Below are 23,881 nucleotides of genomic sequence, written 5' to 3'. Positions count from 1 at the left end.
ATATAACATGCATATAACAACTAAAAGGCGACTTCACCCAAAGTGAAATCGCCTTTTTCTAAAAAATATTTCAAAGCTTATTTTTCTATCCTAACTAATGTTCTTTCTGGAATACATAATTCATCTATATTAAAATGTTTTATTTTTAAGTTCAATTCCCCTACTCGTTCCTTATCTTCATCACCAACCCAACAACTAAATAATTCGAAATAGTCTCTATCTTCCAAATAACCTTCCATAAAGTTAAAAGTTTTTCTTTCGCTTCTTTTTTTCCTTTACATTTTGCCACTCGACAAGTTCAATTCCCCAACTAGTTGAAACCTCATATGTGTAATTTGTTTGGAATTGATACTCTTGTGCAATTTCAAGCATACTTTCATCTGAAAAACACGGTCCAAAAACAATTAAATCATTAGAATCTGAATCCGTTAACGGAATTTCTACATTACAACCTATGTAACTTGCTAAACTCATTTTATACTCCTCCAGTATTCGTATAAAAAATACTTCATAGTATATTTATTTACTTAAATATAAAATCCCTGCCTAAACGAAAAAGTTTTAAATTTTTATCGTTTATTAACCATCTATAACTGAAAACATATACTATGATGAACGAACTCACAAAGCATAAGAAAAGAGAGCATTTACAACACTCTCTTTTCTTACATACTCTATGGAACTTTACAAAACTGAATCAATGATTTTTATTATTATATTTTATTACATATACTTAGGTTGTACTATTATATGTAACTCTCTCTCTGTATCCGCTTTTTTCGGATGACGAAAATAATTAAGTTCGTACTTTAACACTTTATACTCAACCATCCCGATTTTAATCCCTTTCGTTTCTTTTAATATAGCTAATAAATCACTTACATTTTCATCATATGACTCAAAAATTTTCGCGCCGCCCTCTCCTTGAAAGATTACTTTCATATATTCTCCACCACCTTAATTTATTGATGTGGTAAATGACGCGTTTAAAACGATTCATTCTTTATCCTAAAATTTTCATATAAAAAAGAACATCCTTTCCAATCGAATGCTCAGCTTTTTACTAATTATCCATGTTAAATATTTATTCAAAAACATTATATGTATTATTTTTTAAATTATGTTCGATATCCATTATTAAAGAGTAAATATATGTAATAAACTTGCATAATGAAAACCGTAGAATATCCACTTTCGTTGAAATAATTATAATCCATAATTTTCCATTGTAATTCTTAATATTTAAATGTAATATTGTATTGTCTTACTATCTATTTATAACTCACACACTAATTAGAAAAAGGGAACTCTATATGAGTTCCCTTTTCTAATTATGATTACAGTCATTATTTCTTTTCTAGAAATTTAAATGTATCTTTAAATTCTTTATTATTCACTTTAATATCAGCATCTTTCAATAAATCATTGACTACTTGTTGTTTCCATTTACCTGTCGTATCTTGTAGTCTTTGTTGTTCTATATCTTTACGAATTTTATCCTTTACTTCATCAAATGGCTTCAATTCTTTTTTATCCGTCACTTTAATAATATGGTAACCGTAAGTTGTTTTAACCGGCTCACTTACTTGGCCTGCATCTAATTTATACGCAGCTTCCTCAAATTCTTTCACTGTTTGTCCAGGGGCAAAACCAGATATTTCCCCGCCCTGTTCCTTTGAACCAGTATCTTCTGAATACTGTTTTGCTAAGGCAGCAAAATCTTCACCATTATTTACTTTCTCCTTTATTTCTTTAGCCGTTTTTTCATCTTTCACTAAAATGTGACTTACTTTCATTTCTGGTTTATAGTTATCTTTCACATCTTTATCTGTAACTGTTGCTTTAATTGCTTTCTCAAATGCAATTTCTGGCTTCATTTTTTCTTTTAATTCATCTTCATTTTTCAACCCAAGTTGTTCTAAAGTCGATTTAAAGTTTTCACCCATTTTATCTTTTGCTTCTTCTACTTTCTTTTTTGCTTCCTCATCTGAAACTTTATATTTATCTAGCAATGCCTTACTTAACATCATTTGATATAAAGTACTTTCTCCATATTGTTGTCGTAATTCTTTACTTAATTCTTTCTCTGTAACATTTCCTACTTTTGATGTTACTACGTTGTCTGAGGAACCACATGCAGATAATGCTAGCATCATGCATGAAATAATTGTTCCAATAAATATTTTCTTCTTTTTCAATTCAAATACCTCACTTTTATCATTATGCAAATTAACTATACACAGTCATTGTGAAAACAGTGTGTTTTCTACATGTAATTCATTTCATATGAGTTGACTATGTATCATGTATTTTCATTTTTAAATATAAAGAGCCTTCTTACTATGCATAGTAAGAAGGCTCTTTATATAATTCTCAAAAAAATATAGCTTCTATAGTTGCTTAATAATTACATGTTTTTCAGGTATCCAACTATTCTGTCCGATATCTACCGCATTTCCCACTCTACCCCACACTCGAAAAGATGTCGATCCATCTATGTTTCCTTTATAATTCATACATTCAGGCTCTTCATAATAATTTACTCCGTAACCGACAGGATATTTTGAAGTTGCATAAAACCATTTCACATTAAAATGTTTTAAATATACCCACTGCTTATCGTTCCCTAAACAAATCATATCTTGCTCACCGCCTCCCCAATAACCTGCTAAGATTAAATATGGAATTTTTTGAGTGAGTGTACCTGTAAATTGAGGATTCATGGGGTTTTCATATAAATTTATTCCATATCCATCAGGATATTTCGAAACTGCAATACCAATGCCATTCGGTTGCTGTGTATACACTATGTTAGATTGATTTGCTTTGTTCGAATTTATAAACCAAGAAAGTGACTTATTTCCTACTAATCGATTCAGATCACATTTCCCAATCCCAGGAACATTCCCTGAATCCGTATATTGCCACATATCGCATGGATATGCTGGCTTATTCCCTCCATAACGAGGGATCCATACGAAATCAGCTTCAATATTACGTGCTCCAAATGATAGATACGTGTGATGCCCTACATATAATCCTACTTTTTCCGCACCTAAACGGCGTAATTCATCAATAAATGCCTGTGTCCCGCCTTGCATATCTACCATCGTTTGAACTTCTACGTCCGCTACCCAAAACTTAGCAGATTGATCACCACGATTCCAAAAATCTTGTGCCTCTTTCTTTGCATCAGCAATAGATATAAAACGACAAAAAGCATAATTACCGAATGGGATACTATGCTTTTTCATTTCACTAACATAATTTTGATACATAAAATCCACCGTATTAGAGCCATCTTGAACTCTAGCAATCACTAAATCTAGCTGAGATGCTGCAATATCCCAATTGATAGTTCCATTCCATTTTGAAATATCTACAATATACCCCATACATTCCAGCTCCTTTTGAATGTCCTATTCATAGCTAGTTTTATTGTAAGCCTCCTCTCTCTAAAACTAGCTATCTATAATATAAATAAAAAGAATCTTTACCGTTTTTCAAAATATATTCTCTTTCAGAAATATTTCTATTAGCTTTAACATGTATGTCACAAAAAATATTCTCATATTCGAAATATACCTTACTATTTGTTATGTAGTCTCATCCTATCAATTTAGGTATTGAACATTTTTATAGATATTAGAAAAAATCCTCTTATATTATTAACTTAAAACTTCCAGTATCAATTCCCTTTCAGTTAATAAAAATCACTACTCATTTTCTATATATTATTAAATCAAATGTTGAATTTTTTAATTCATTAAAATTTGTGATCCAAGGTGGCGAAAGCTGAACTTGTACATTTTCTTCCAATATTTTATACTACCTCCTTATACCATTCTTACTAACATAATATGTAACAAACTAAAAAATGCATTAGTTATATTAATTAAACATTTTATTTCACATTCTCAATTTCCCCTTTACATCTTTAAGCACTTTTACTACTATGAAATTCTTTATTATAAGCAAATCCACTGAAATTTCATATTATACTAATACGACTCTATATCCTTTAAATTATAATACTCAATATTAGGAGCTGATTTCATGGAAAAAAAACCTATCGTGTTTAAAATTCCACCAAATTCAAAACTAAAAGTTACATTTTTCGGTCCTTGTAACGAAGTAATTACAAATGTGTCTATAATTAATCAACTATGCACCCCTAAATGTCAAACTATCACGCAATATCCAGACTTTAAGAAATATGTAACTGAAGTACGATCGTTATCCCGTTGTTAGTCCGCATAATGCACGATTTTCACAACTTTGTTACCTAAAAATAACTGAGAAAGAAAATAACTGCATTCCTAGACTAAAATTACTCATTTTATGATATTCCATTGATAATTCATTGATTTTTTACACGTTTTTATTAAAAGAACATATATTATCGTATGGAGATTATCCACTCATAAAACCTATCTTTCTTTGGAGCGTACTTATTATGTATGCTCTTTTTTTATGTAACCGTCCCCCTTCTAAATTGGCCAACAATATATTAAAATTCTTTATATACTCAAGGAGGTCAAATATGTTCAAGCTGCATCCGATACTACTCATCTTAGGATTGATTTTGTTTTTATATAGTGTAATCGCCTTTACGCTATTCTTTTCAGTGTATTAGCATTCCCTACACAAATCTATGTTCAATATATAATTTCTATATAGTAAAGAAAAAACGTAATGATACGATCTTTTATGTATTCCGTCTTTCTTGTTCTATAAGAAAACTAGTAAACTTACTAACAATGAGTTTTCACAAGCATGTTACTTATTATTCTGTTTATTATCTGAAGAAGGTTGAAGCCCCTACAAATTAAACTACGCTTTACCTATTTACTTATATATTTTAGAAAAACAATAATAATCCCCCACCATTTGGTAAGGGGATTAACTAAACCTACTAAAAAGCATTTAATAGTCTGTTTTATTTAATTGGAGAAGGAAATCTTGCTGCTTCAAAATGTGCCCCATCTTCTAAAGGACTTAAAACCCCATCTATACTACTTTGTGCATAAATCTCAACTTCATCCCCTGCATTCAATTGAACAATCGTCGAAACACTTACGACATTTCCAAAACTTATTGGACCAAAAAAGTCATTATCTATAGCTATCGCTGCGTTTCCATTCACACGAATTTCTACACGCGCTCTATAATTTAAAGTTGGATCGTTTGGAAAGAAACCAATCGTTCCAATAATAGAATATACACCTTTAGTCTTCGGCGTAAAAATAGATGTTGCTGGATTATACTCATTCGCTAAATCAAATTGTTCATTTTGAAATAACACTTTCACAAAAGTATTAGCAGGAACATTTTGATTCACAGTATTTCTAGCTCTAAATGCCGATGCTCTAACAAGATTGTCCTTATTATCATGACACTTACTAGTGTTCTTACAACAATCATGATGCTTATCTTTATACTCCTTACAATACTTACAGTAGTAATAACAAGACATACTAATTCCCCTTTCAAACTTATTACTACATATTATGTAAGATTGATTTATAAGGTTTGGACTAGCTATTTTTCTTATTCATAAGGGTGCTATTAATCTGCACCCTTATTTATATACACCACTTCATTCCTTACTAGTTATAAGTTGTATATAGTTCCATATGGAATAGTAAGAAAAGAACTTCCGTACGGTGTAACATGATGTACTGGGTAAAAATACTCTACGGATGAGTAATATGGTTGTACTCCTTGCTGCTGCATTTGCATTTGTTGTTGCATTTGCAATGCTTGTTGAATAGCTTGGACTGTACTTTGTGCTCCACTATATGTTATAGACGTACCATACGCTGGTCGCATGCCAGCTTCAGAATTAAAATATGAATAAAACATGATCTTCAACTCACTTCCGTATAATTTATTACAAATTATATTATGATTCTTTATTTCAGTAGGTACTATAAGCTAGTCCGCTCGCTTATATTCAAATGACAAAATAAAACAGTAGCTGCTAGACTACTTTGAATTCTTCTTATTACCAAATGAAATGATATACATATTCTCCTGTTACACGCTCATCGATTCCAGCAACCCTAACGAACCTAAGTAAATCCGCCCCTTGAAGAAAATATATCGACATCGTAACCGGTACTTGTGACCACATGAATTGAAAAAGCTCATTCACCCTCTGATTCGTCGTAATGATTAAATCATTTACAGGTCCATGATTCCATGCAGAGGTTTGAACTGAAGTGAAAGAAAGGTCTTTCCCATTAACCACTATTCTTGCCACGCTTTGAGTTATGTCCACAATACTCCCCTCCAACATTACAAAAATTGGACCTTTTTTAGTTCATATTATTATAAATATTCTTGACTGTAATAAATGTTTAAGGCAAATCCCTAATAAAGTGAAACTTTAATCAGTGGGGGTCTTACTGCCCGGTAATGCGGGATACAATTTTTTTATTCATATCCCTCCATTCCCATTACAACCATATAATTTCTAACCTAATTCAATTTTTGTAAAAGTTAAACCAGCAAATGTAAATTCCATAAAAGTATTAGAAAAATTAAACTTTACTTTTGTAAGGTACTCTGAGAAAAAGCGAAAAATCAGCTGGAAAGCTTATCGATTTAAATATTTATTCGAAATTAATAAGCGATTAATTTTAGTCACTCTGCCCATACTTAATCAAAGTGTCGGCTTCTTTAATTTCTGTATAAAATTCAAAAGTTTGACACAATCCTGGAAAAAGCTTATAAAGAAAAGTGAGGTTCCGTTATTTTCACACTTAGTAGCGCAGTCATGTTACATACAATTTTATAAGTGTGAACGAACTACAAAACTAAAAAACAAATAATAAGTTTGCAACATGTTTGCAAATGCGAATTTTGCATATAAATTCGTGTGATATTGAAAGGAGTTTTACTTATGAAAGAAATTAAAACAGAACAAGAATTCAAAGACATCATCGCAAGCGAGGAGCCAGTAGTTGTTAAGTTCTTTACTACATGGTGCCCAGATTGCGTACGTATGAACAACTTTATCGGAGATGTAATGGAAGAGTTCAATAAATTTGAATGGTATTCTATTAATAAAGATGAGTTTCCAAGTATCGCTGAAGAGTATCAAGTAATGGGTATTCCAAGTTTACTTGTATACCAAAACGGTGAGAAGCTAGGCCACTTACATAGTGCTAACGCAAAAACAGAAGAGCAAGTTACTGAGTTTTTAGAAGCATACTAAGATGAAAGCCCTCTGGAAAATATTTTCCAGAGGGCTTTCATCTGTTTTCATAATTATCTTTTGACGTTTTTCCTCGTTTAATGAATTACACCTTGTCATGATAAGAATAATATGTAGTAAGAAAAGTATTCGTTTCTTGATCCATCTCCCCTCCTATCTCTTTAGTAAATAGACTCTAATTAGGTTTACACCCTGACTTTGTACTTTTCAACATATTTTTCCTTCACGAAACTTTGTTATCCCCTTCTTAAAAAGCTATAAAACGTCAACAATGTTTGTATAGACCCACACGACTTTCGTTTGATACTCTATTTATAGAAAGAAATTCCTTTAAAGAAAGGTGAGTGATTAAAATGGATACTCTTTCTCATAAAGAAGCTGATAAAGGCGCTATTGTCAGCATTATGGCCTACATATTTTTATCCTCTATGAAAATCATCATCAGTTATATTACCCTCTCTAGCGCATTACGCGCTGACGGTTTAAATAACTTAACGGATATCGGTGCTTCTTTAGCAATATTAATTGGTCTAAAAATATCTCGTAAACCTCGTGACCCAGATCATCCGTATGGGCATTCGCGTGCCGAACAAATCGCATCACTTGTTGCGTCCTTCATTATGGCAACAGTCGGATTAGAAGTTGTTATTAGTGCCATTCAATCTTTCTTAAATCCGAAACAAGCAGCGCCTAATGTACTCGCTGCATGGGTTGCTTTATTTTCTGCTGTCGTTATGTATTGCGTGTATTTGTATACGAAAAAAATTGCAGCACGAACAAAAAGTAAATCATTAGAAGCCGCTGCAAAGGATAATTTATCAGATGCACTCGTAAGTATTGGTACTGTAGTAGGTATTGTCGGTTCTCAGTTCCAAATGCCTATTTTAGACCCTATTGCCGCTTTAATTGTCGGTCTTATTATTTGTAAAACTGCATGGGAGATTTTCGTAGAATCTTCTCATATGCTTACAGATGGAATTGATCCTGATAAAATGGAAGAATACGCTGATGCTATTGAGCATATTGGCGGTGTGGAAAACATTGTAGATATTCGAGCACGTATGTACGGGAATCAAACGTACGTTGATATTACAATTGAAGTAGATGCTCACATGGATGTTGGAGAAAGTCACTGTATTACCGACAACATCGAAGCTATGCTTCGCAAAAAGTTTGGAATTTACCATGCACACATTCATGTTGAGCCAATGAAAAAAGAACCTATTATGACATAGGTTCTTTTTTTATGAACGTTTTATGGAATATAACACATAAAACGAGCCAGCTACCACCAGCTGCCCATCCTGCTAATATGTCAGATGGATAGTGCACGCCAAGATATATTCGGCTAACTGAAATAGATAATACAACAAAGCTTGCTATAAGAATAATTAACAATTTTTTATGCAACGAAATACGTTCTTCAGTAATTGTGACGTATGCAATAAATCCTAAAAAAGCAGTAGCATTCATCGTATGACCGCTCGGAAAACTATATCCAGTTGCAGTAACAAGCTGCGTGACATCAGGTCTTGCTCGTTCGTACCATAGTTTAAGCATACTGTTTAAATAACGAGATCCGTAGTAATTAATTGTTAGAAGCAACGCACTAAGCAACTTTTTTCTAACGAGAAAATACATTACAAGAATAATGAGTAATGGAAAATATATTCTTTTGGAACCAATAAAAGACACCCAAGTAAAATAGGTCGTCAAATAATCGTTTCGAAAGCTTTGAATAAAATGTGCGACTATATTGTCAAAGTTCTCAATACAAGCGGTATGATACGAAAGTGATAATACGACAAAACAAATGAGTAACGTAAAACTTAGCAAGTATAAATGTCGATATCGTTTCACATACATAACCTCACTATGCAAAAAAATGGAGCGGTTGTTTTAGTTTTCCTCTCCATTTCTTTTTTATGCATAGTTTATTAAAAAATATAATTATTAATTTTTTGCTTCATCTCAGGGATATCTTCTCTTGTTACAGTGAAGCGAATAACCTTCTCATCAAGATCAAGTGCCTCAGCGAATAAACCAGCTAATCCACGTGATTTTCTATCTACTTCCATAATTATTTCTAATCGGTCGTATGCACGTGGCAAAATTAATAATTCTAATTCATCTAATCTGCCGTAGTACTCTCCAGAAACCGGAATAAACTCAAATTCTTGTGCGAATGGAACTTGTTTACGTAATCGGTGCGGTAATTCTTCACATTCTATATGACGTGCTTTAAACCCTAATTCATTTACACTATCTAAAACACTACTTAATAATGCATTAGGTAACACTTGAACGTAGTCACGGTCACTTGGGTCTATACTACGTTTAATATCAAGACCTGTATGAATCCAAACCGTTTTCATACCAAGTGTAAGTGGTGCTTCAATTGGCATTGGAAAAGAAAATGGAATGTCAACTGTTTCATTCGGTTCTACAGAAAAAGGTTCGGTTAAGCGTACTCGCTCTAAATCATATGTTGCTGTTACTTTTTTATCATCCACTTCTCGTACATACGACGTCGATAATGTTAAGTAAATGCTTTCAATTTGTTGGCTAATTGAACCTCCAGTTATATGAACCTTTCCAACTATTTCTTCCCCAACAATATACTCATCTTTTTCAAGAACAGTATCTACCTTTGCACTTCCAATACCAACGCTTGCTAAAAACTTTTGAAACATGGAGTCTCCATCCTTTCTAAAGCAGAAGCTACATCTTGTTTTAAATCTTGTACATTCTCATAGTACGGCGTTTTTATTTGTAACATTCGCATAAGCATTTCGCGATTATAATTTTCCAAAGTTAATTCTTCGTACCATGGTTTTTCCTGTTTTTCATTAGATTCATATCCTGCATATAATAAAAATAATGAGAAATGACCGAGCGCATAAAAGTCGCTACGAAATTGAACTTCTCGCATCAAAGCTTGTTCACCTTCGTAAGTTGTAGCTCGCTCATCATCCTCACCTTTCCATTTAGCTAATCCAAAATCAATAATACTAATTTGATTTTCTTTCATTAATATGTTTGGAATGCGTAAATCTCGGTGAATAATGCCTTCACTATGAAACACCGATACAATTTCTAATATTTCATATAAAATCTCAAAAACTTCACGTTCTGTATATACATACCCATCTATGAAAATATAATCTTCAAAATTTTTACCAGACATGTACTCCATCACAAAGAAGCTCTTTTTCTCCCATATGAAATGATCATATAGACTAGGAATTGCATGATGATTTAATGTTTGTAAAATCATTTTCTCTTGTTCAAATGATTTTCTACCAGACTCATATCTTTGTTTACTTTGTCTTAATTGTTTTAAGACTTTATATCTATTTATTTGCAAATCATTAACGACATATGTAACCCCATAACTGCCCATTCCAATTACTGATTCAATTTTATAATGCTCTGCAACAATTGTATTTTTTCGCAGTGGTCTATCAAATAATGCTAGTACACGACGCCATTTCATCAGCTACTTGAAAAGAAGCTACGGCTTTTACGTTTTCTTTTATAATGTTGATGTCCATAACCAGATGAACGTCGTTTATAATCGCTACTTGAATACGAGCGCCCTCTACGACGATAATCACTACTTGAATACGAACGATATTTTTTCTTTCCTAATAAAGAATCAATAATTTTTTTGAACATTCCTTCACCTCTTGAGTAAAATTTCCTTTTCATTATATCAATAATTATTGACTATACTTGTGACAGGTTTGTAAAGAGTAAAAAACGACGAGTTATGCCCGTCGTTACTTTCATTCATCCTCTTCATCAAAAACTTCATCAATCATGCATTTCTCTAATAAATACTCAAATGTAATATCTGCGAGATCTTCAATTTCTTCTCGTTTTGGGACGTACCCTCTTTCAATTAGTTGCTCATAAAAAAACTCCGCAATCTCTTCCGTATCAATCACGACTTCAATTTCCTTCATGAGCATCACTCCTTTATTTCTGTTTTATGAAAAAATCTCAAAATTATGTATATGAGATTAGAAAAATAGATTTTATTTTTTTATAGGTCATAAGCTTTGGACGAGATGCATACGATTGTAGTACAAGCTATTCAAAGGGGGAAATAATAATGGAAAATCAATATGAAGTAGGACAAACAAAAGAAGAGTTCATGCATGAAGATCAATGGGCAGACTCTCTTATAAAGTGGCTTTTTATTTTTTTAATAGTTGTAGGCATACCTTATACTGCATATGTTGTTGTTCAATTTATTCTCTCTTTCTAGTTAACTATTTTTTCTCTGTCAATTTAACTAAATAATTATGAACAACATCCATTACAATTTTATATTCTTCATCTTTAAATGTATCGAACAATAATTGATAATCGTTATAAATGTCAAGTAATCCATCAATGATTTCTTGACGATTCGTCTTAACACTCACTTTTTTCGAGTTGTTAATTGACTTTAACTTTCCTAAATCTAATTTATTCATACCTGCTTTATCTTGTTTCATTTTCTTCAAAATTACATTTGCCGTTTGAGCATTCGCAAGTAACGTTAAATCTGATTCATCCGCTTCTAACCATTCACCATCCGTAATCCGTGACAATTCATAAATTGTATCTTCCCATGCGTCATTCTTATATCTCCATACTTCTGTACGAAAACCAACAATACGGAAAACATCTTTATCATATCCAGTTACTTGCACAAGATCACCAAACGTGAAATTATAATTTAATTCAATCCACTCCGTATCGCCCTTTTTCATATCTTGCTCTGTAACGTGCTGCAATGTTTGCTCTACGTAAAATCCATCGTGATTATTGACTTCGTATACATAAACTCCATCTAAAACCTTCATATTTGTGATTTTCCCAACGGTTCCATATAGCGTAATCACGACTATGTCCCCTACGTTGTATTTAGGTTGTTTTTTTCTTGCCATCTCTATCTCTCCTTTTTTTGACGTCGTGATTTTGATATCAGTATATGCAACCTACATAAAAACGCTTATCACAGAAGCTTATATTCATAAATTTTTTCAATAAAAAATATAATCTTATAAAATTTACATTACACTCAAACAAAAACTAGTAACTAGACTAGCTTCAAATCAACAAATTTCATAATAAAAAAACATACAGAATACTTCACTTTAAATAAAGTAATGTATTCTGTATGTTTTCAAATAGTTTTTATCTATCTTGTATGTATAAATCCCAGGCTTCATCAAATATAGACATACTTTCTAGCATTCCGCTCAACTCTAAGTATGAACTAATTTCATCATAGTCTTCAGATTGCTTCGGAAAACTTAAATCATCATACATCGCCTCTGCTAAATCTGAAATTTCGTTTCTAAATAAAGCTGCACGATGCTTCATCATATAATGGTAAAATGTTTTTTTCAAAAATATTCCCTACCTTTCTAACTTGGGTACATTATACAAGGCAAAAAAGAAAAAAACCAGCATAAAAGCTGGTTAAAAGTCGAAATAATTTCTTTTTAATAGACGCGGTCTGCCCATTAATTCTTCATATGTTAGTTGTTTTGGTAAATCTTTCGTGTAAATTAAGAATAATTGATCTTCAATTTCTTTTACTGTATGGTCTGATTGATAGTCCATCCCGCACGAGGAACAAGAAATACATGGTGTCTCTTGGATTTCAATGGCTTTCGTACCATCTGGTAATTCCCAATATACAGTATTCAAGCTTTCTTTCGCTTCTGTACTGTCACACCACATACAATTCATACTGCATCACCCTCAGTTTTTTTGTCGTTTTCTTCTAATTTAGCCATTTGTGCTTGATATTTTTTATCTTTTAATTGATCGCGCTTATCACGTTTATCTTTTAAAGATGCGTGAGTATCATTATCTTCGTAGTCTTTACGACGGTTCATACGCTGTAAGTCGTCTGGAACGAGGTTAAATTTCTTATCGCTCATAAGACCTGCGATACCAACATCTGAACGTTTTTCTTCGTAGTTCGGATAAATCTCTTTAAAGTATCCTTCCGCTCTTCCTGGAATATAGCTCTCTGGCTCTGGATACGTCGTAATAACACCTTCAAAGTTACGAAGTACAACTTTATCTGCACTTTGTGAGATTAAATAGTTTGGTTGAAGTGCAATTTTACCGCCTCCACCTGGCGCATCAACAACGAATGTCGGAACAGCATAACCAGATGTGTGTCCACGTAAACCTTCAATAATTTCAAGACCTTTAGATACTGGTGCACGGAAGTGACCGATACCTTCAGATAAGTCACATTGATAAATGTAGTATGGACGTACACGGATTTTTACTAAGTCATGCATAAGTTTTTTCATAATTGGAACACTGTCGTTAATACCAGCTAAAATTACTGCTTGGTTTCCGACTGGAACACCAGCATTCGCTAACATTTCACATGCCTTTTTCGATTCTTCAGTAATTTCAATAGATGTATTGAAATGTGTATTTAACCATACTGGATGGTATTTTTTAATAATATTACATAAATTTTCTGTAATACGTTGTGGGAATACTACTGGTGCTCTCGTTCCGATACGAATAATCTCAACATGCGGAATCTCTCGTAAATTTTTTAATACATATTCTAAAATTTTATCGTTAATTAGAAGTCCGTCACCACCGGAGATTAATACATCTCGTACTTGTGGCGTTTCACGAATATACGCAATTGCATCATCTAATTGTTTCTTCGGTACACCCATTCCAATTTGTCCACTAAAACGACGACGTGTACAGTAACGACAATACATAGAACATTGATTTGTTACTAAGAATAGTACACGGTCCGGATAACGATGTGTTAGCCCTGGAACTGGTGAATCTTCGTCTTCGTGAAGTGGGTCTTCTAAATCATATTTTGTTTTATATAACTCTTCCGAAATCGGTACTGATTGCATCCGAATCGGACAGCGTGGATCATCAGGATTCATTAGCCAAGCATAGTACGGTGTAATGTTTAACGGGATCGTTTTCGTTGAAATTTTAACGCCCTCTTCTTCTTCAGGTGTTAAGTTAATCACTTTTCTTAAGTCATCTAACGTTTTGATCGTATTCGTTAATTGCCAAACCCAATCATTCCATTGCTCTTCAGTAACATCTTTCCATAATTCGATATCCTTCCAGTGACGATTTGGTTTGTATACATCATGTAACATTGCTATTCCCCCTTTTTATACGCTCATCCTTTATATAAGCAATAGTTATGCCAACTTTACATTGTTGATAAGTAAATGTGCGGAGAACCCTATTACATAAGCGAAAAAATATTTTTAAGCGTTGTATGAAATCAATACTTAACATCATATTCATTACTTTTTATATATGTAAACGCTCTTTTATTGGTGCAAACACACAAAAACCGCCGATTATTCGGCGGTTTTGTCGTACTTGCTCAGTTTATATTGAAGCGTTTGACGAGGGATACCCAACATTTTTGCGGCTTGTAATATATTTCCTTCCGTTTCAATCAACGCTTGATCTATTAATTCTTTTTCTGTTTGATGAAGTGCTTCTCTAAGTGGCATTATACCCTTCTTCTTCGAAAACTTCTCTTTCCGAAATGTACGTGGTAAACAATTGGCTGTTAATGTATTCCCTTCTGCAATAATAACAGCATGTTCAATCGTATGTTTTAACTCCCGGACATTTCCAGGCCACTGATAAGCTTGCAGTCTATCTTTCGCTTCCTCATCAATTTGAAGTACACCTTTTTTATAACTTTTATTATATTCTTTCAAAAAATAAGATGCTAATAATAGTACATCCTCAGTTCTTTCACGAAGCGGTGGGATATATAATGAAAATACGTTTAAGCGATAATATAAATCAGTGCGAATTTTATTCTCTCGTAAACATATTTCTGGAGGCTGGTTCATTGCGGTAATAACACGAACATCTACTTTTCTCGTCTTATTATCACCAATTCTTCTAATGACTCCATCTTCTAACACTCGTAACATTTTTGCCTGCAAATCAAGAGGCATTGAATTCAGTTCATCTAAAAATAATGTACCACCATCAACAAGTTCAAATAGCCCAGCTCTTTCAATCGCTCCCGTATAGCTTCCTTTTGTCGTTCCAAACAATAAACTTTCTAATAGCGACTCTGGTAAAGCTGCACAGTTTTGTGCAATAAATGGCTTGTTTTTTCTTTTAGAAGCTTCATGAATTGCTTGTACGAACAGTTCTTTTCCTGTTCCTGTTTCACCATATATTAAAACATTTGCGTCTGTTGGTGCTACTTTTTGTGCTAACTCTTTCGTCTGTTTAAACCGCGTATCATTTGTCACTATCGTCTCAAATGCAGCGTGCTTTTTAATCACTTTTTTTCTAGATGATCGCTTTATTTTCGACTGTAAGTCAACAATTGTGTCAGTAAGTTTTTGAATTGTAGAGTAATCCTTTGCAATTTCAACAGCCCCAGCAATATTCCCATCTATAAAAATAGGTAACGTCGTATTTACTGTACAAACATCTTCACCATTTAAATTTTGATAATGTTGTACCTGATGTACGATAGGTTTTTTTGTATCTAGTACTTTCATCAATGTACTCGTTTCCCTTGATAAAGACGGGAACGCTTCTAACAGATGTTTCCCTAACACTTTTTCAATCTTGGATCCATCGTGTTTTGCAGCTACAGAATTATAAAATATTGTAATTCCATTTTCATCTACAGCGTGTATAGCCTCATCAATACTGCCCAAAATCGCTTCAATGACTTCTTGTGTCGAAACTGCTAGCAATGTCATCCCCCCTCTTGCCGAAAATCCAGCAATTACATGCCGAATTTTCGGCACACCTATGTGCGATTGTAAGCATGACGATTCCGTTCTATAATTTTGACCAATTTTATATTTTCATTAGATAACTCGAAACTCTAATTAGTACAACTTTTTCGAACACCCAGCTCCCCCTAACTGTTTTGCTTTACAGCCAAATTTTGAGACGGAAGTTTTACTGCTTTCGAATAACTAGATAGATCTTTCACCCATATATTCATATCTTCCAACTTATCGAAAATGTAGCAATTATTCGCCAGTCTTCCTGTATACGTATAGCCTAATTGATGAAAGGCAGCATTCATTCCGAAAGAAAGCGATCGAGCAATTGTATAGGAGCAGAAAATAGATCTTTCTCGAAGCTCTTCCTCTAATTTAATTAGTAAACTTTTCATAAATCCATGTTTACGATATTCAGGTAAAGTAGCACAATTCGTTAATTCTGCATTTCCTTCCTTTATGTTCATTTCTGCAGATGCTGTACTAATAATTTTCCCCTCAAATTCATACACGTAGTAAATTGTATCGTCTTCTTTCATCGTCTGTAATACATAACTCGCTTCATTTAAAGGTGTCGGATACACTTCAAATACTTTTCCGAAGACAGTTGCTAATTCTTCTGCATCTTCTTCATTCGCTTTTCTCAGCAAAAATTTCTCTGGAACTACTTTTTCTTTTATTTCTTTTCCTTTTACACCGCTTAATATAGTATCTTCCTCAGTCCAATGCATACTATTTCGTCTTTCATCATTATTATATTTCACAAAAAAGTATGCATCGTGTCCTTGAAAATAATGAGGTATCGTTGCTTCCAACAAAAAACCGAAAGAGAGCCATGTTGAAACATGCTCTCCCTTTCCTTTAATAATACATTTAGTGAAAGAATGTTTCTCTGCTAGTTCGTCAATTGTCTGTATAATACTTTCAACATTTCCTTTATAGTGATCTACCCGGATACGTTTATTAAAATAATCTAAAACGCCTTCTACTGTATAACAATTCGTCTGTTCTCTAAAAGATTCATAGTATTTCATTTTTTCACCTCACACCAATCTAGTAATGTACATGCAATAATTTTTGCGGCAGCTATCATTTTATCAACTTCTATATATTCGTTTGGATAGTGTGCTACTTTCGTCTCTCCTGGACCAAATACTATTGTTGGTACGTTTGCAATTTGTGTAAATAAACCTCCATCAGTCCCCCATGGAGATGCTTCAATAATTGGTTCGTTCCCTTCGATTTCAACAAAGTTATGATGAAGTGTTGTAATGAGTTCATGATTTTCTTCTAATTCACCAGGAACCCATCTCGCTCCAAACCATTCTACTTCTACCGGATTTTCAACAAACCAATTGTCCACATCATTTAATTCAGCAATCCAATTCTCAAACTCTTCTTTTGCCGCCTCTATAGTCTCATTCGGCGCAACACCGCATCTTCCTTCTAAAATTAATTCATCGGGAACAGAACTTGGCCAACTCCCTCCTTCAATTTTGCCAATGTTAATTGGAATTGGAATTGGAATTCCTTTAAATAACGGATCTGTAATTCGACTATTTCTTTTCTCCTCTAGCTTTCTTACATGTTCTATAACAAACATGCTTTTTTCAATTGCACTAACCCCTTCATAGCGCGTTCCACCATGTGCAGCTTTCCCTTTTACACGTAGACGAAACCACATGGAACCTTGTTGTTTCGGGAAAAACTTCATATTAGTAGGCTCTGGAATAATGACACCATCTGCTTTATATCCTCGTAATATAGTTGCTAATGTCCCTGCTCCACCACTTTCCTCTTCTATTACACTTTGAAAATAGATGTCTCCTTTTAATTCAATACTAGATTCAATGATCGCTTCCATCGCAAGCATAAGTGCGACATTTCCGCCCTTCATATCCGTCGTTCCACGGCCATATATACGATTCCCTATTTTCTCACCGCTATAAGGGTGATGTTCCCACTGTTTCACATCCCCTTCTGGAACTACATCAATATGCCCATTTAATATCATAGATTTCCCGTCGCCACTTCCTTTTAAAGTTGCTACAATATTTGGGCTATCTGAAAAACTTGTACGGGGTGATACAAAATAAGGATGATCTTTCATTTTAGAAAAGGAGGGCTCCCATATATCGAGATCTAAACCTAATTCACGTAATTTTTCAATCACAATTGCCTGCGCACCGCTTTCATCACCAGATACGCTCTTTTCTTGAATTAATCGTTTTAAAAATTTCACACTTTCCTCTTCATGGCTCTCAATATAATCACAAACTTGCTTTTTTAATTGCTCCATATATTACATCTCCCTTCATTCAATTACTAGTAAGTTAGAACTAATTTGAAAATCAGCTTCTGTATGTCGTTTTACATCTTCTACTGTGTATGGGCTCATTAATTCTTGTAATATAAGTCCACTCGGAGTTACCTCCATGACTGCCATATCAGTAATAATTAAATCTACACATTTCTTTGAAGTTAATGGCAATGTACACTCTGAAACAATTTTTGCATTTCCGTACTTATCAACATGATTCATCACAACAACGACCCGCTTCGCTTTTTGTGCTAAATCCATTGCTCCACCAATACCTGGAACACGTTTTCCAGGTACAATCCAGTTTGCTAAATCGCCATTTTCACTTACTTGTAATGAACCAAGAATCGTTATGTCTAGCAAACCTTTTCGAATCATCCCAAACGCTGTGCAGCTATCGAAATAACTCGCTCCTGTTATAAGAGAAGTTGGTAAACCTGCTGCATTACACAAATTTTCGTCTTCATTCCCTTTACTTGGCGTTGGTCCCATGCCCACGATTCCATTTTCCGCATGAAACATAACATTTATATCGTCAGGCAAATGATTTGGTACAAGCGATGGTATGCCAATACCTAAATTTACAATCATACCATTTTGTATTTCTTTCGCCGCACGCCTAGCAATCTTATCCCTCACTTCTACGCCCATACCCATTTCCAGTTCACTCCTTCCGACGGTACAATATAATTTACGAAAACACCTGGAACGACAATTTCCTCTGGATCTAAACTTCCAAGCGGGACTATTTCTTCCGCTTCTACAATTGTTATATCCCCAGCCATCGCTACGTGAGGATTCATATTTCGTGCACTTTTGTCAAATACAAGGTTACCAAACGGATCTGCCTTTTTTGCATATACAATTGAAACTTCAGCAGTTAATGCTGTTTCAACTAAGTAGGTCTTACCATTCATTTCAACTGTTCGTTTTCCCTCTTCCACAATCGTATCAACACCAACATCAACTAAAACACCACCAAGACCAACGCCACCAGCGCGAATACGCTCTGCTAATGTTCCCTGCGGAGAAAACTCAATTTGTAATCTTCCCTCGTTTAGTTGCCTTCCTGCATTTGGATTGGAGCCAATGTGAGAAGTAATTATTGATTTAACTCTTTCATTTGTAACAAGACGACCGATACCTACATCAGGAAATCCAGTGTCATTTCCGATTAAATTTAAATTTGTAACGCCTTTTTCTAAAATTGCCTTTATTAAAGATGGAGGGGATCCAATCCCTCCAAATCCCCCAAACATCAATGTCATATCATCATGGAACAAAGAAATTACTTCCTCAATTTCTTTTAATTTACCGAATGTATTTGTAATAGTTGTCATGCGATACTATGCCCTCCTTTTTGCATCATCTCTTCCACACTTTTAGAGAAAATTGAAAGTAATTCATCTAACTCGGAATATGTAGTTGTCATTGGCGGTGCTACAAGCAGTGCACTATCTTCTTTTCCTGCTTGCCCTGAAACTGCTTGGTATAAAAGCAGACCATTTTTAGCTGCAACTGAAATAAGCTCCGACGCTTTTGTAAACGGTTGCAATTCTACTCCGATTAGCAACCCTTTTCCGCGCACATCAGCAATGATTGTCGATTGTTGTTGAACTTTCTGTAAGCCTTTTATTAAATACTCTCCCTTTTCTGCTGTTTTCTCAGGAAGATTATGTTTCTCCATATATTCAATAACAGCTAAAGCCGTTGCTGCAGACAATGGATTTGCACTTAACGTATGACCGCTCATTACTGAACGTGATCCACGTAATATTGGTTCCATAACACGATCACTTACAACTGTCGCTGCCATCGGTGTATATCCCGCTCCTAACCCTTTACCAAGTGTCATAATATCCGGCTCTACGCCCCAATGCTCCATCGCAAACCATGCTCCAGTACGACCAAGCCCAGTCATTACTTCATCCGCAATAAATAAAATATCGTAATGATTACAAATATCTTTAATGACTTTATAATAGTCTTTCGGCGGAACAACCGCGCCTCCAGCTGCTCCGATAATCGGCTCAGCAATAAAAGCAGCAATATGCTCTGCACCAATTCTTTCAATTGATCTTTCTAGTTCAGTCGCACATGCCAGCTGACAAGTTGGATATACCTTTTGAACAGGACATCTGAAACAATATGGAGCTGGTATAGTCGGATAATCTTCCAAAATAGATACGAAACGTTGTCTACGTAGTGGATGCCCAGACATTGATAAAGCACCCATCGTAATACCGTGATAACTCATCCATCTTGATAAAATTTTATGTTTCCCTTGAATACCTCGCTCTTGAAAATGCTGAATTGCAATTTTCATAGCTGTTTCATTCGCTTCCGTACCACTATTTACAAAAAAACTCCAGTTCAAATCTCCTACACTTAAATCACTTAACTTCTTCGCTAATTTTTCAGCTGGTTCACTCGTAAACTGTGATCTATAAACGAAAGCAATCTCCTCAGCTTGCTTTTTAATAACGTCTGCAATCTCCTTTACGCCATGCCCAATACCTGCCGTAATTGCTCCTGACGAACCATCAAAATATTTATTGCCATTTTGATCATACAAATAAACACCTTTTCCATGTGAAATCATTGGATACGGCTGACCAACAAGTGGTTTAATTAAGTAATCGCGCATAGCGCTCCCCCATTTCTCCAATTTGTATATATATATGAAGAAAATTGACGTTTCTTTCATAAAAAAGAATCCTCTGCAAAAGCAGTGAATTTATCAAAAAACTATTATAAAATATACAAATGAGTGCTTAAAAAATTTTATAAAACAGAAAATTCAGAACTAAAAACCCGAAGACCAACCCTTTTCTATACGCCCAAATGACCCTCCTTTTTATATGAAATGACTGCATCACCAAATGTTTTTATAGCATAATGCCAGCTGTCCTTAAATACCGACATTCTGTACACTTCGACGGAACTCCCGTTAAACTCCTTCCTATTATCCTACTTTAAATTGCATATTTTAAAACAAATTTCGACACCCACCTTACTAATCAATTCAGATTCCTATTCATTATGTAAACTTTTCATTTTTAAACTATAAAAAAAGAACCGATTAACCACACTAATCAGTTCGTCATGACGCTCTCTTATGGGTTAATACTGTCAATTGCTAAAATAAATAGAAAAATGAAGTTTACAAATTCATCCTACAGTCTATAACACAAAACCTTTTCATAACTTCATTCACAATTACTATCGGGATATCCCTATCCCGAAGTGGCACTCCTTTCCTCAGATTCAAAGTATCTTTCCTTTATAATTTATGTAGGACAATTATCACTTTGTATGTGTATTTGCCTATAATTAAAAAAATCCCTAGTTTTCTAGCGATTTTTGGACATGTATTCAATATGTTAATTGAAATGCACTTTCAATTTGGCATTTATTTTACTTTCGTACAGTCATATGTACTGCTTTACTCTGTGAAATTCTCGTAAGCACCAGCACCTCTTTATGAAAACATATTTGTTGTCACTTTTTAATTTTCCCTTTATAAAATCATTTTTTTTGCATAACCGCTTTCTTGCTTCGCATATAGTTTTAATGATGACAAAGGAGGAATGTTCATGTCTCAATCTGAAATCGAAAAATATGGACAAGAAGTTACGCAATACGAACAGCTCGCACGTTACTATCAGTTTCGTAACCCTAAAAAATATATAGAATTATATATGAAATATTACGATGCACTATCAAAACTTGTACAGGCGTATGAAACAAGAGACTCACAAGAAGCTGCTTTACCATCACATATAAGAATTTTTCATGCCGATCCAAATATACCGGCGGTTGACATTTTAGTAAACGGACAAAAGGTTATTAAAAATATTTCATTTAAGCAATTCAGCCCTTATTTATCATTAGTGCAAGGTAAATACCGTATAGATATTGTTCCTGTCGGAAATGAAACTCCAATCTTTTCAGCGTTGGTACCAATAATGGGAAATCATACTTATACTCTTGCTGCAATAAATAGTGATAATCACCTACAATTACAGCCTATACTTGATAATACACATTTACCAGCTGGTCAAGCCAAAATACGGTTTGCACATTTCTCTCCAGATACCCCTGTTGTAAACGTAGATTTAAAAGATGGGGATCATTTATTTGAAAATGTACTCTTTAAACAAATAACAGATTTTTTGCAAGTTAGCCCTGGTACAGCAGATATTGAAATTTCACTCGCAGATAATAAAAACGTTTTATTGACTATACCGAAATTCAATGTTGAACCAAATGTTATTTATACAATTTCAATAGTAGGTTATTCAACTAAAGATCCTAAATTAGAAGCCGTTATACTCACAAATTAAAACAGTCTACACCATTCATTTGGTGTAGACTGTTTATTTTTGAAATGCAATTTGAAATTCTGTCCAATCGTTATCTGATCGACACATAATGGATCCATTATGTTTTTCCACAATTTGTTTACATACAAATAATCCAATACCAGTTCCTAACTTTTTAGTAGTTACAAATGGTTCAAAAATCGTTTCTACATTTTCAGCTGGAATCATTGGTCCATTATTTTTTATCACAATTCGAATAGCTTGATCTTCTTCAAATACATCAATGATAATTTTTCGTTCTTCTTTCATTGATTCAAGAGCATCAATTGAATTCATTAATATGTTTAAAAATACTTGTCTCACTTCACTTCGATAACCAACAAGCGGAATTGGATACGGTAAATTCTTTTCAATCAAAACATTCGCATTGACCAAACTCGGATATAAAAATTGTATAATGTCTTGAAACAAGTCATTAAGCCAAAACCGTTCCGATTCATTCCACATTTCTTTTTTTGATACGAGTAAAAATTGCGAAATACGAAAATTTAATTGATCTAATTCATGCGAAATAATATCTAAATACGATAAACTCGGATGATCTGCCTTTAATAATTTGACAAACCCCATAATGGAAGTAAGCGGATTACGAAATTCATGTACAAAACTAGCTGACATTTGTCCTAAAATCGTCAGTCTTTCTTTATGTGTTTCGTTAATATATTGCTGTTTTTCCTCTAAATTCTTCGATATAATTTCCGAGTATTTTAAAACGGTATAATAAATTAATTTGTCAAAACAAGTATGTATTTTTGCCATAATTGGTTTCAATTCACGAGCACTAACATCTAATTCACACATCGCTTCGAAAAGTTCATTTCTTCCCACGTTTGCGTTATAAACAAAATCTCCAATATTCGCATCTGCTCCAGCACGTTCAATAGCAATTTTCTCACATAACGGTTGAAGATAATTTATATCTTTATCTTCCATAGTAAGTTCGATAATTAACTCTAGTAAATCCTCTCCATTTTGAACTACTTCTAGTTTAAATGGATCTTTTTCGGAAATTATCATTTTGTTTTTCCAGTTCTCTACGAATTGGTGCCTATTGTTTTTCAAGTGTGAACAAAATATTTCTTTAATATCCTTATCGATTGGAAAAACCTCCATTCCCTCCATTTCCATACGACGAATACCCTTTATATTTTGAATATTA

Annotated in this window: 28 protein-coding genes and 1 pseudogene; 6 read left to right on the top strand and 23 right to left on the bottom strand. The window is 33.8% G+C overall.

Annotated features, from left to right (window positions below; translation table 11 throughout):
• Window positions 1–243: 243 nt before the first annotated feature.
• The 4 genes from ES895_RS08915 to ES895_RS08900 all read right to left on the bottom strand — a co-directional run bounded on the left by ES895_RS08915 (window position 244) and on the right by ES895_RS08900 (window position 3,395).
• Complete coding sequence (locus ES895_RS08915; protein ID WP_058840252.1) at window positions 244–474, bottom strand: KH domain-containing protein; 231 nt, start codon at window positions 472–474, stop codon at window positions 244–246.
• A 249-nt stretch (window positions 475–723) separates the two neighbouring features.
• Window positions 724–942 carry a hypothetical protein gene (locus tag ES895_RS08910; RefSeq protein WP_000864279.1) on the bottom strand — a complete coding sequence of 73 codons (219 nt, stop codon included), beginning with the start codon at window positions 940–942 and terminating at the stop codon, window positions 724–726.
• 404 nt (window positions 943–1,346) lie between these two features.
• Window positions 1,347–2,198: a peptidylprolyl isomerase PrsA gene (locus tag ES895_RS08905; RefSeq protein WP_000727342.1), complete on the bottom strand. Its 852-nt coding sequence runs from the start codon at window positions 2,196–2,198 to the stop codon at window positions 1,347–1,349.
• A gap of 192 nt (window positions 2,199–2,390) precedes the next feature.
• Window positions 2,391–3,395, bottom strand: coding sequence for a glycoside hydrolase family 25 protein (locus tag ES895_RS08900; protein ID WP_000540659.1), 1,005 nt, complete (start codon window positions 3,393–3,395; stop codon window positions 2,391–2,393).
• A 661-nt stretch (window positions 3,396–4,056) separates the two neighbouring features.
• On the opposite strand from ES895_RS08900, the gene ES895_RS08895 reads away from it, so the two are divergent.
• Window positions 4,057–4,251, top strand: coding sequence for a hypothetical protein (locus tag ES895_RS08895; protein WP_000412557.1), 195 nt, complete (start codon window positions 4,057–4,059; stop codon window positions 4,249–4,251).
• 688 nt (window positions 4,252–4,939) lie between these two features.
• On the opposite strand, the gene ES895_RS08890 is transcribed toward ES895_RS08895, so the two are convergent.
• The 3 genes from ES895_RS08890 to ES895_RS08880 all read right to left on the bottom strand — a co-directional run bounded on the left by ES895_RS08890 (window position 4,940) and on the right by ES895_RS08880 (window position 6,283).
• Window positions 4,940–5,476: a C1q-like domain-containing protein gene (locus ES895_RS08890; protein WP_097796405.1), complete on the bottom strand. Its 537-nt coding sequence runs from the start codon at window positions 5,474–5,476 to the stop codon at window positions 4,940–4,942.
• Window positions 5,477–5,613: 137 nt separating this feature from the next.
• Window positions 5,614–5,865 (bottom strand): DUF3947 family protein, encoded by a 252-nt coding sequence (locus ES895_RS08885; protein WP_000500092.1) that lies wholly within the window; start codon window positions 5,863–5,865, stop codon window positions 5,614–5,616.
• Window positions 5,866–6,007: 142 nt separating this feature from the next.
• Window positions 6,008–6,283: a hypothetical protein gene (locus ES895_RS08880; RefSeq protein WP_000355689.1), complete on the bottom strand. Its 276-nt coding sequence runs from the start codon at window positions 6,281–6,283 to the stop codon at window positions 6,008–6,010.
• 202 nt (window positions 6,284–6,485) lie between these two features.
• Between ES895_RS08880 and ES895_RS29695 the strand changes: the two are divergent.
• The 3 genes and pseudogenes from ES895_RS29695 to ES895_RS08865 form a co-directional block, all read left to right on the top strand.
• Window positions 6,486–6,642, top strand: a pseudogene (locus tag ES895_RS29695) (GNAT family N-acetyltransferase); the annotation flags it as partial.
• A gap of 265 nt (window positions 6,643–6,907) precedes the next feature.
• On the top strand, window positions 6,908–7,222 hold the full coding sequence (locus ES895_RS08870; RefSeq protein ID WP_135238298.1) for a thioredoxin family protein: 315 nt from the start codon (window positions 6,908–6,910) through the stop codon (window positions 7,220–7,222).
• A gap of 353 nt (window positions 7,223–7,575) precedes the next feature.
• Window positions 7,576–8,457 (top strand): cation diffusion facilitator family transporter, encoded by an 882-nt coding sequence (locus tag ES895_RS08865; protein WP_135238297.1) that lies wholly within the window; start codon window positions 7,576–7,578, stop codon window positions 8,455–8,457.
• Here the strand turns inward: ES895_RS08865 and ES895_RS08860 are convergent.
• From ES895_RS08860 to ES895_RS08840, 5 genes are all read right to left on the bottom strand, one after another.
• Window positions 8,447–9,082, bottom strand: a complete 636-nt coding sequence (locus ES895_RS08860; protein WP_000833370.1) for a phosphatase PAP2 family protein — start codon at window positions 9,080–9,082, stop codon at window positions 8,447–8,449. The genes ES895_RS08865 and ES895_RS08860 overlap by 11 nt on opposite strands.
• 77 nt (window positions 9,083–9,159) lie before the next feature.
• Complete coding sequence (locus ES895_RS08855) at window positions 9,160–9,915, bottom strand: sporulation protein (protein WP_000486611.1); 756 nt, start codon at window positions 9,913–9,915, stop codon at window positions 9,160–9,162.
• The gene (locus ES895_RS08850; RefSeq protein WP_000872051.1) at window positions 9,897–10,718 is read right to left on the bottom strand and encodes a serine/threonine protein kinase; all 822 of its coding nucleotides are present in this window, start codon (window positions 10,716–10,718) and stop codon (window positions 9,897–9,899) included. The genes ES895_RS08855 and ES895_RS08850 overlap by 19 nt, the downstream gene beginning before the upstream one ends.
• Window positions 10,718–10,900 (bottom strand): hypothetical protein, encoded by a 183-nt coding sequence (locus ES895_RS08845; protein WP_000473371.1) that lies wholly within the window; start codon window positions 10,898–10,900, stop codon window positions 10,718–10,720. Before ES895_RS08845 ends, ES895_RS08850 begins: the two co-directional genes overlap by 1 nt.
• Window positions 10,901–11,010: 110 nt before the next feature.
• Window positions 11,011–11,190 carry a YozD family protein gene (locus ES895_RS08840; protein WP_000658451.1) on the bottom strand — a complete coding sequence of 60 codons (180 nt, stop codon included), beginning with the start codon at window positions 11,188–11,190 and terminating at the stop codon, window positions 11,011–11,013.
• Between the two features lie 149 nt (window positions 11,191–11,339).
• Between ES895_RS08840 and ES895_RS08835 the strand changes: the two genes are divergently transcribed.
• Entirely contained in the window at window positions 11,340–11,495 is a 156-nt protein-coding gene (locus ES895_RS08835; RefSeq protein ID WP_000431486.1) for a DUF3930 family protein, read from the top strand.
• A gap of 4 nt (window positions 11,496–11,499) precedes the next feature.
• Here ES895_RS08835 and ES895_RS08830 read toward each other — a convergent pair whose 3' ends face one another.
• From ES895_RS08830 to ES895_RS08785, 10 genes are all read right to left on the bottom strand, one after another.
• On the bottom strand, window positions 11,500–12,162 hold the full coding sequence (locus tag ES895_RS08830; protein WP_135238296.1) for a hypothetical protein: 663 nt from the start codon (window positions 12,160–12,162) through the stop codon (window positions 11,500–11,502).
• Window positions 12,163–12,412: 250 nt separating this feature from the next.
• A complete protein-coding gene (locus ES895_RS08825; RefSeq protein WP_000750717.1) occupies window positions 12,413–12,628 on the bottom strand; it encodes a YozE family protein in 216 nt (71 codons plus the stop codon).
• A 72-nt stretch (window positions 12,629–12,700) separates the two neighbouring features.
• Window positions 12,701–12,973 (bottom strand): YokU family protein, encoded by a 273-nt coding sequence (locus ES895_RS08820; protein ID WP_000995763.1) that lies wholly within the window; start codon window positions 12,971–12,973, stop codon window positions 12,701–12,703.
• On the bottom strand, window positions 12,970–14,391 hold the full coding sequence (gene kamA / locus ES895_RS08815) for a lysine 2,3-aminomutase (RefSeq protein ID WP_000902142.1): 1,422 nt from the start codon (window positions 14,389–14,391) through the stop codon (window positions 12,970–12,972). The genes ES895_RS08820 and kamA overlap by 4 nt, the downstream gene beginning before the upstream one ends.
• A 210-nt stretch (window positions 14,392–14,601) precedes the next feature.
• Complete coding sequence (gene rocR, locus ES895_RS08810) at window positions 14,602–15,987, bottom strand: arginine utilization transcriptional regulator RocR (protein WP_011110073.1); 1,386 nt, start codon at window positions 15,985–15,987, stop codon at window positions 14,602–14,604.
• Between the two features lie 164 nt (window positions 15,988–16,151).
• Window positions 16,152–17,051, bottom strand: coding sequence for a putative beta-lysine N-acetyltransferase (gene ablB, locus ES895_RS08805; protein ID WP_030025543.1), 900 nt, complete (start codon window positions 17,049–17,051; stop codon window positions 16,152–16,154).
• Entirely contained in the window at window positions 17,048–18,316 is a 1,269-nt protein-coding gene (locus ES895_RS08800; RefSeq protein WP_087875327.1) for a peptidase, read from the bottom strand. Before ES895_RS08800 ends, ablB begins: the two co-directional genes overlap by 4 nt.
• Before the next feature lie 15 nt (window positions 18,317–18,331).
• Entirely contained in the window at window positions 18,332–18,994 is a 663-nt protein-coding gene (locus ES895_RS08795; protein ID WP_000525278.1) for a CoA transferase subunit B, read from the bottom strand.
• On the bottom strand, window positions 18,979–19,677 hold the full coding sequence (gene atoD / locus ES895_RS08790; RefSeq protein WP_087875326.1) for an acetate CoA-transferase subunit alpha: 699 nt from the start codon (window positions 19,675–19,677) through the stop codon (window positions 18,979–18,981). The genes ES895_RS08795 and atoD overlap by 16 nt, the downstream gene beginning before the upstream one ends.
• Window positions 19,674–20,984, bottom strand: a complete 1,311-nt coding sequence (locus ES895_RS08785) for an aspartate aminotransferase family protein (protein ID WP_001205879.1) — start codon at window positions 20,982–20,984, stop codon at window positions 19,674–19,676. Before ES895_RS08785 ends, atoD begins: the two co-directional genes overlap by 4 nt.
• 949 nt (window positions 20,985–21,933) lie before the next feature.
• Here ES895_RS08785 and ES895_RS08780 point away from each other — a divergent pair.
• On the top strand, window positions 21,934–22,683 hold the full coding sequence (locus tag ES895_RS08780; protein WP_000083284.1) for a DUF4397 domain-containing protein: 750 nt from the start codon (window positions 21,934–21,936) through the stop codon (window positions 22,681–22,683).
• 33 nt (window positions 22,684–22,716) lie between these two features.
• Here ES895_RS08780 and ES895_RS08775 read toward each other — a convergent pair whose 3' ends face one another.
• Window positions 22,717–23,850: a BA2291 family sporulation histidine kinase gene (locus ES895_RS08775; RefSeq protein WP_000425086.1), complete on the bottom strand. Its 1,134-nt coding sequence runs from the start codon at window positions 23,848–23,850 to the stop codon at window positions 22,717–22,719.
• Between the last annotated feature and the right edge of the window lie 31 nt (window positions 23,851–23,881).

The organism is Bacillus sp. 007/AIA-02/001 (assembly GCF_004634455.1).
Taxonomy (GTDB): Bacteria; Bacillota; Bacilli; order Bacillales; family Bacillaceae_G; genus Bacillus_A; species Bacillus_A cereus.
The sequence above is the reverse complement of the archived record's forward strand: the minus strand, read 5'-3'. Positions and strand labels throughout refer to the sequence as shown.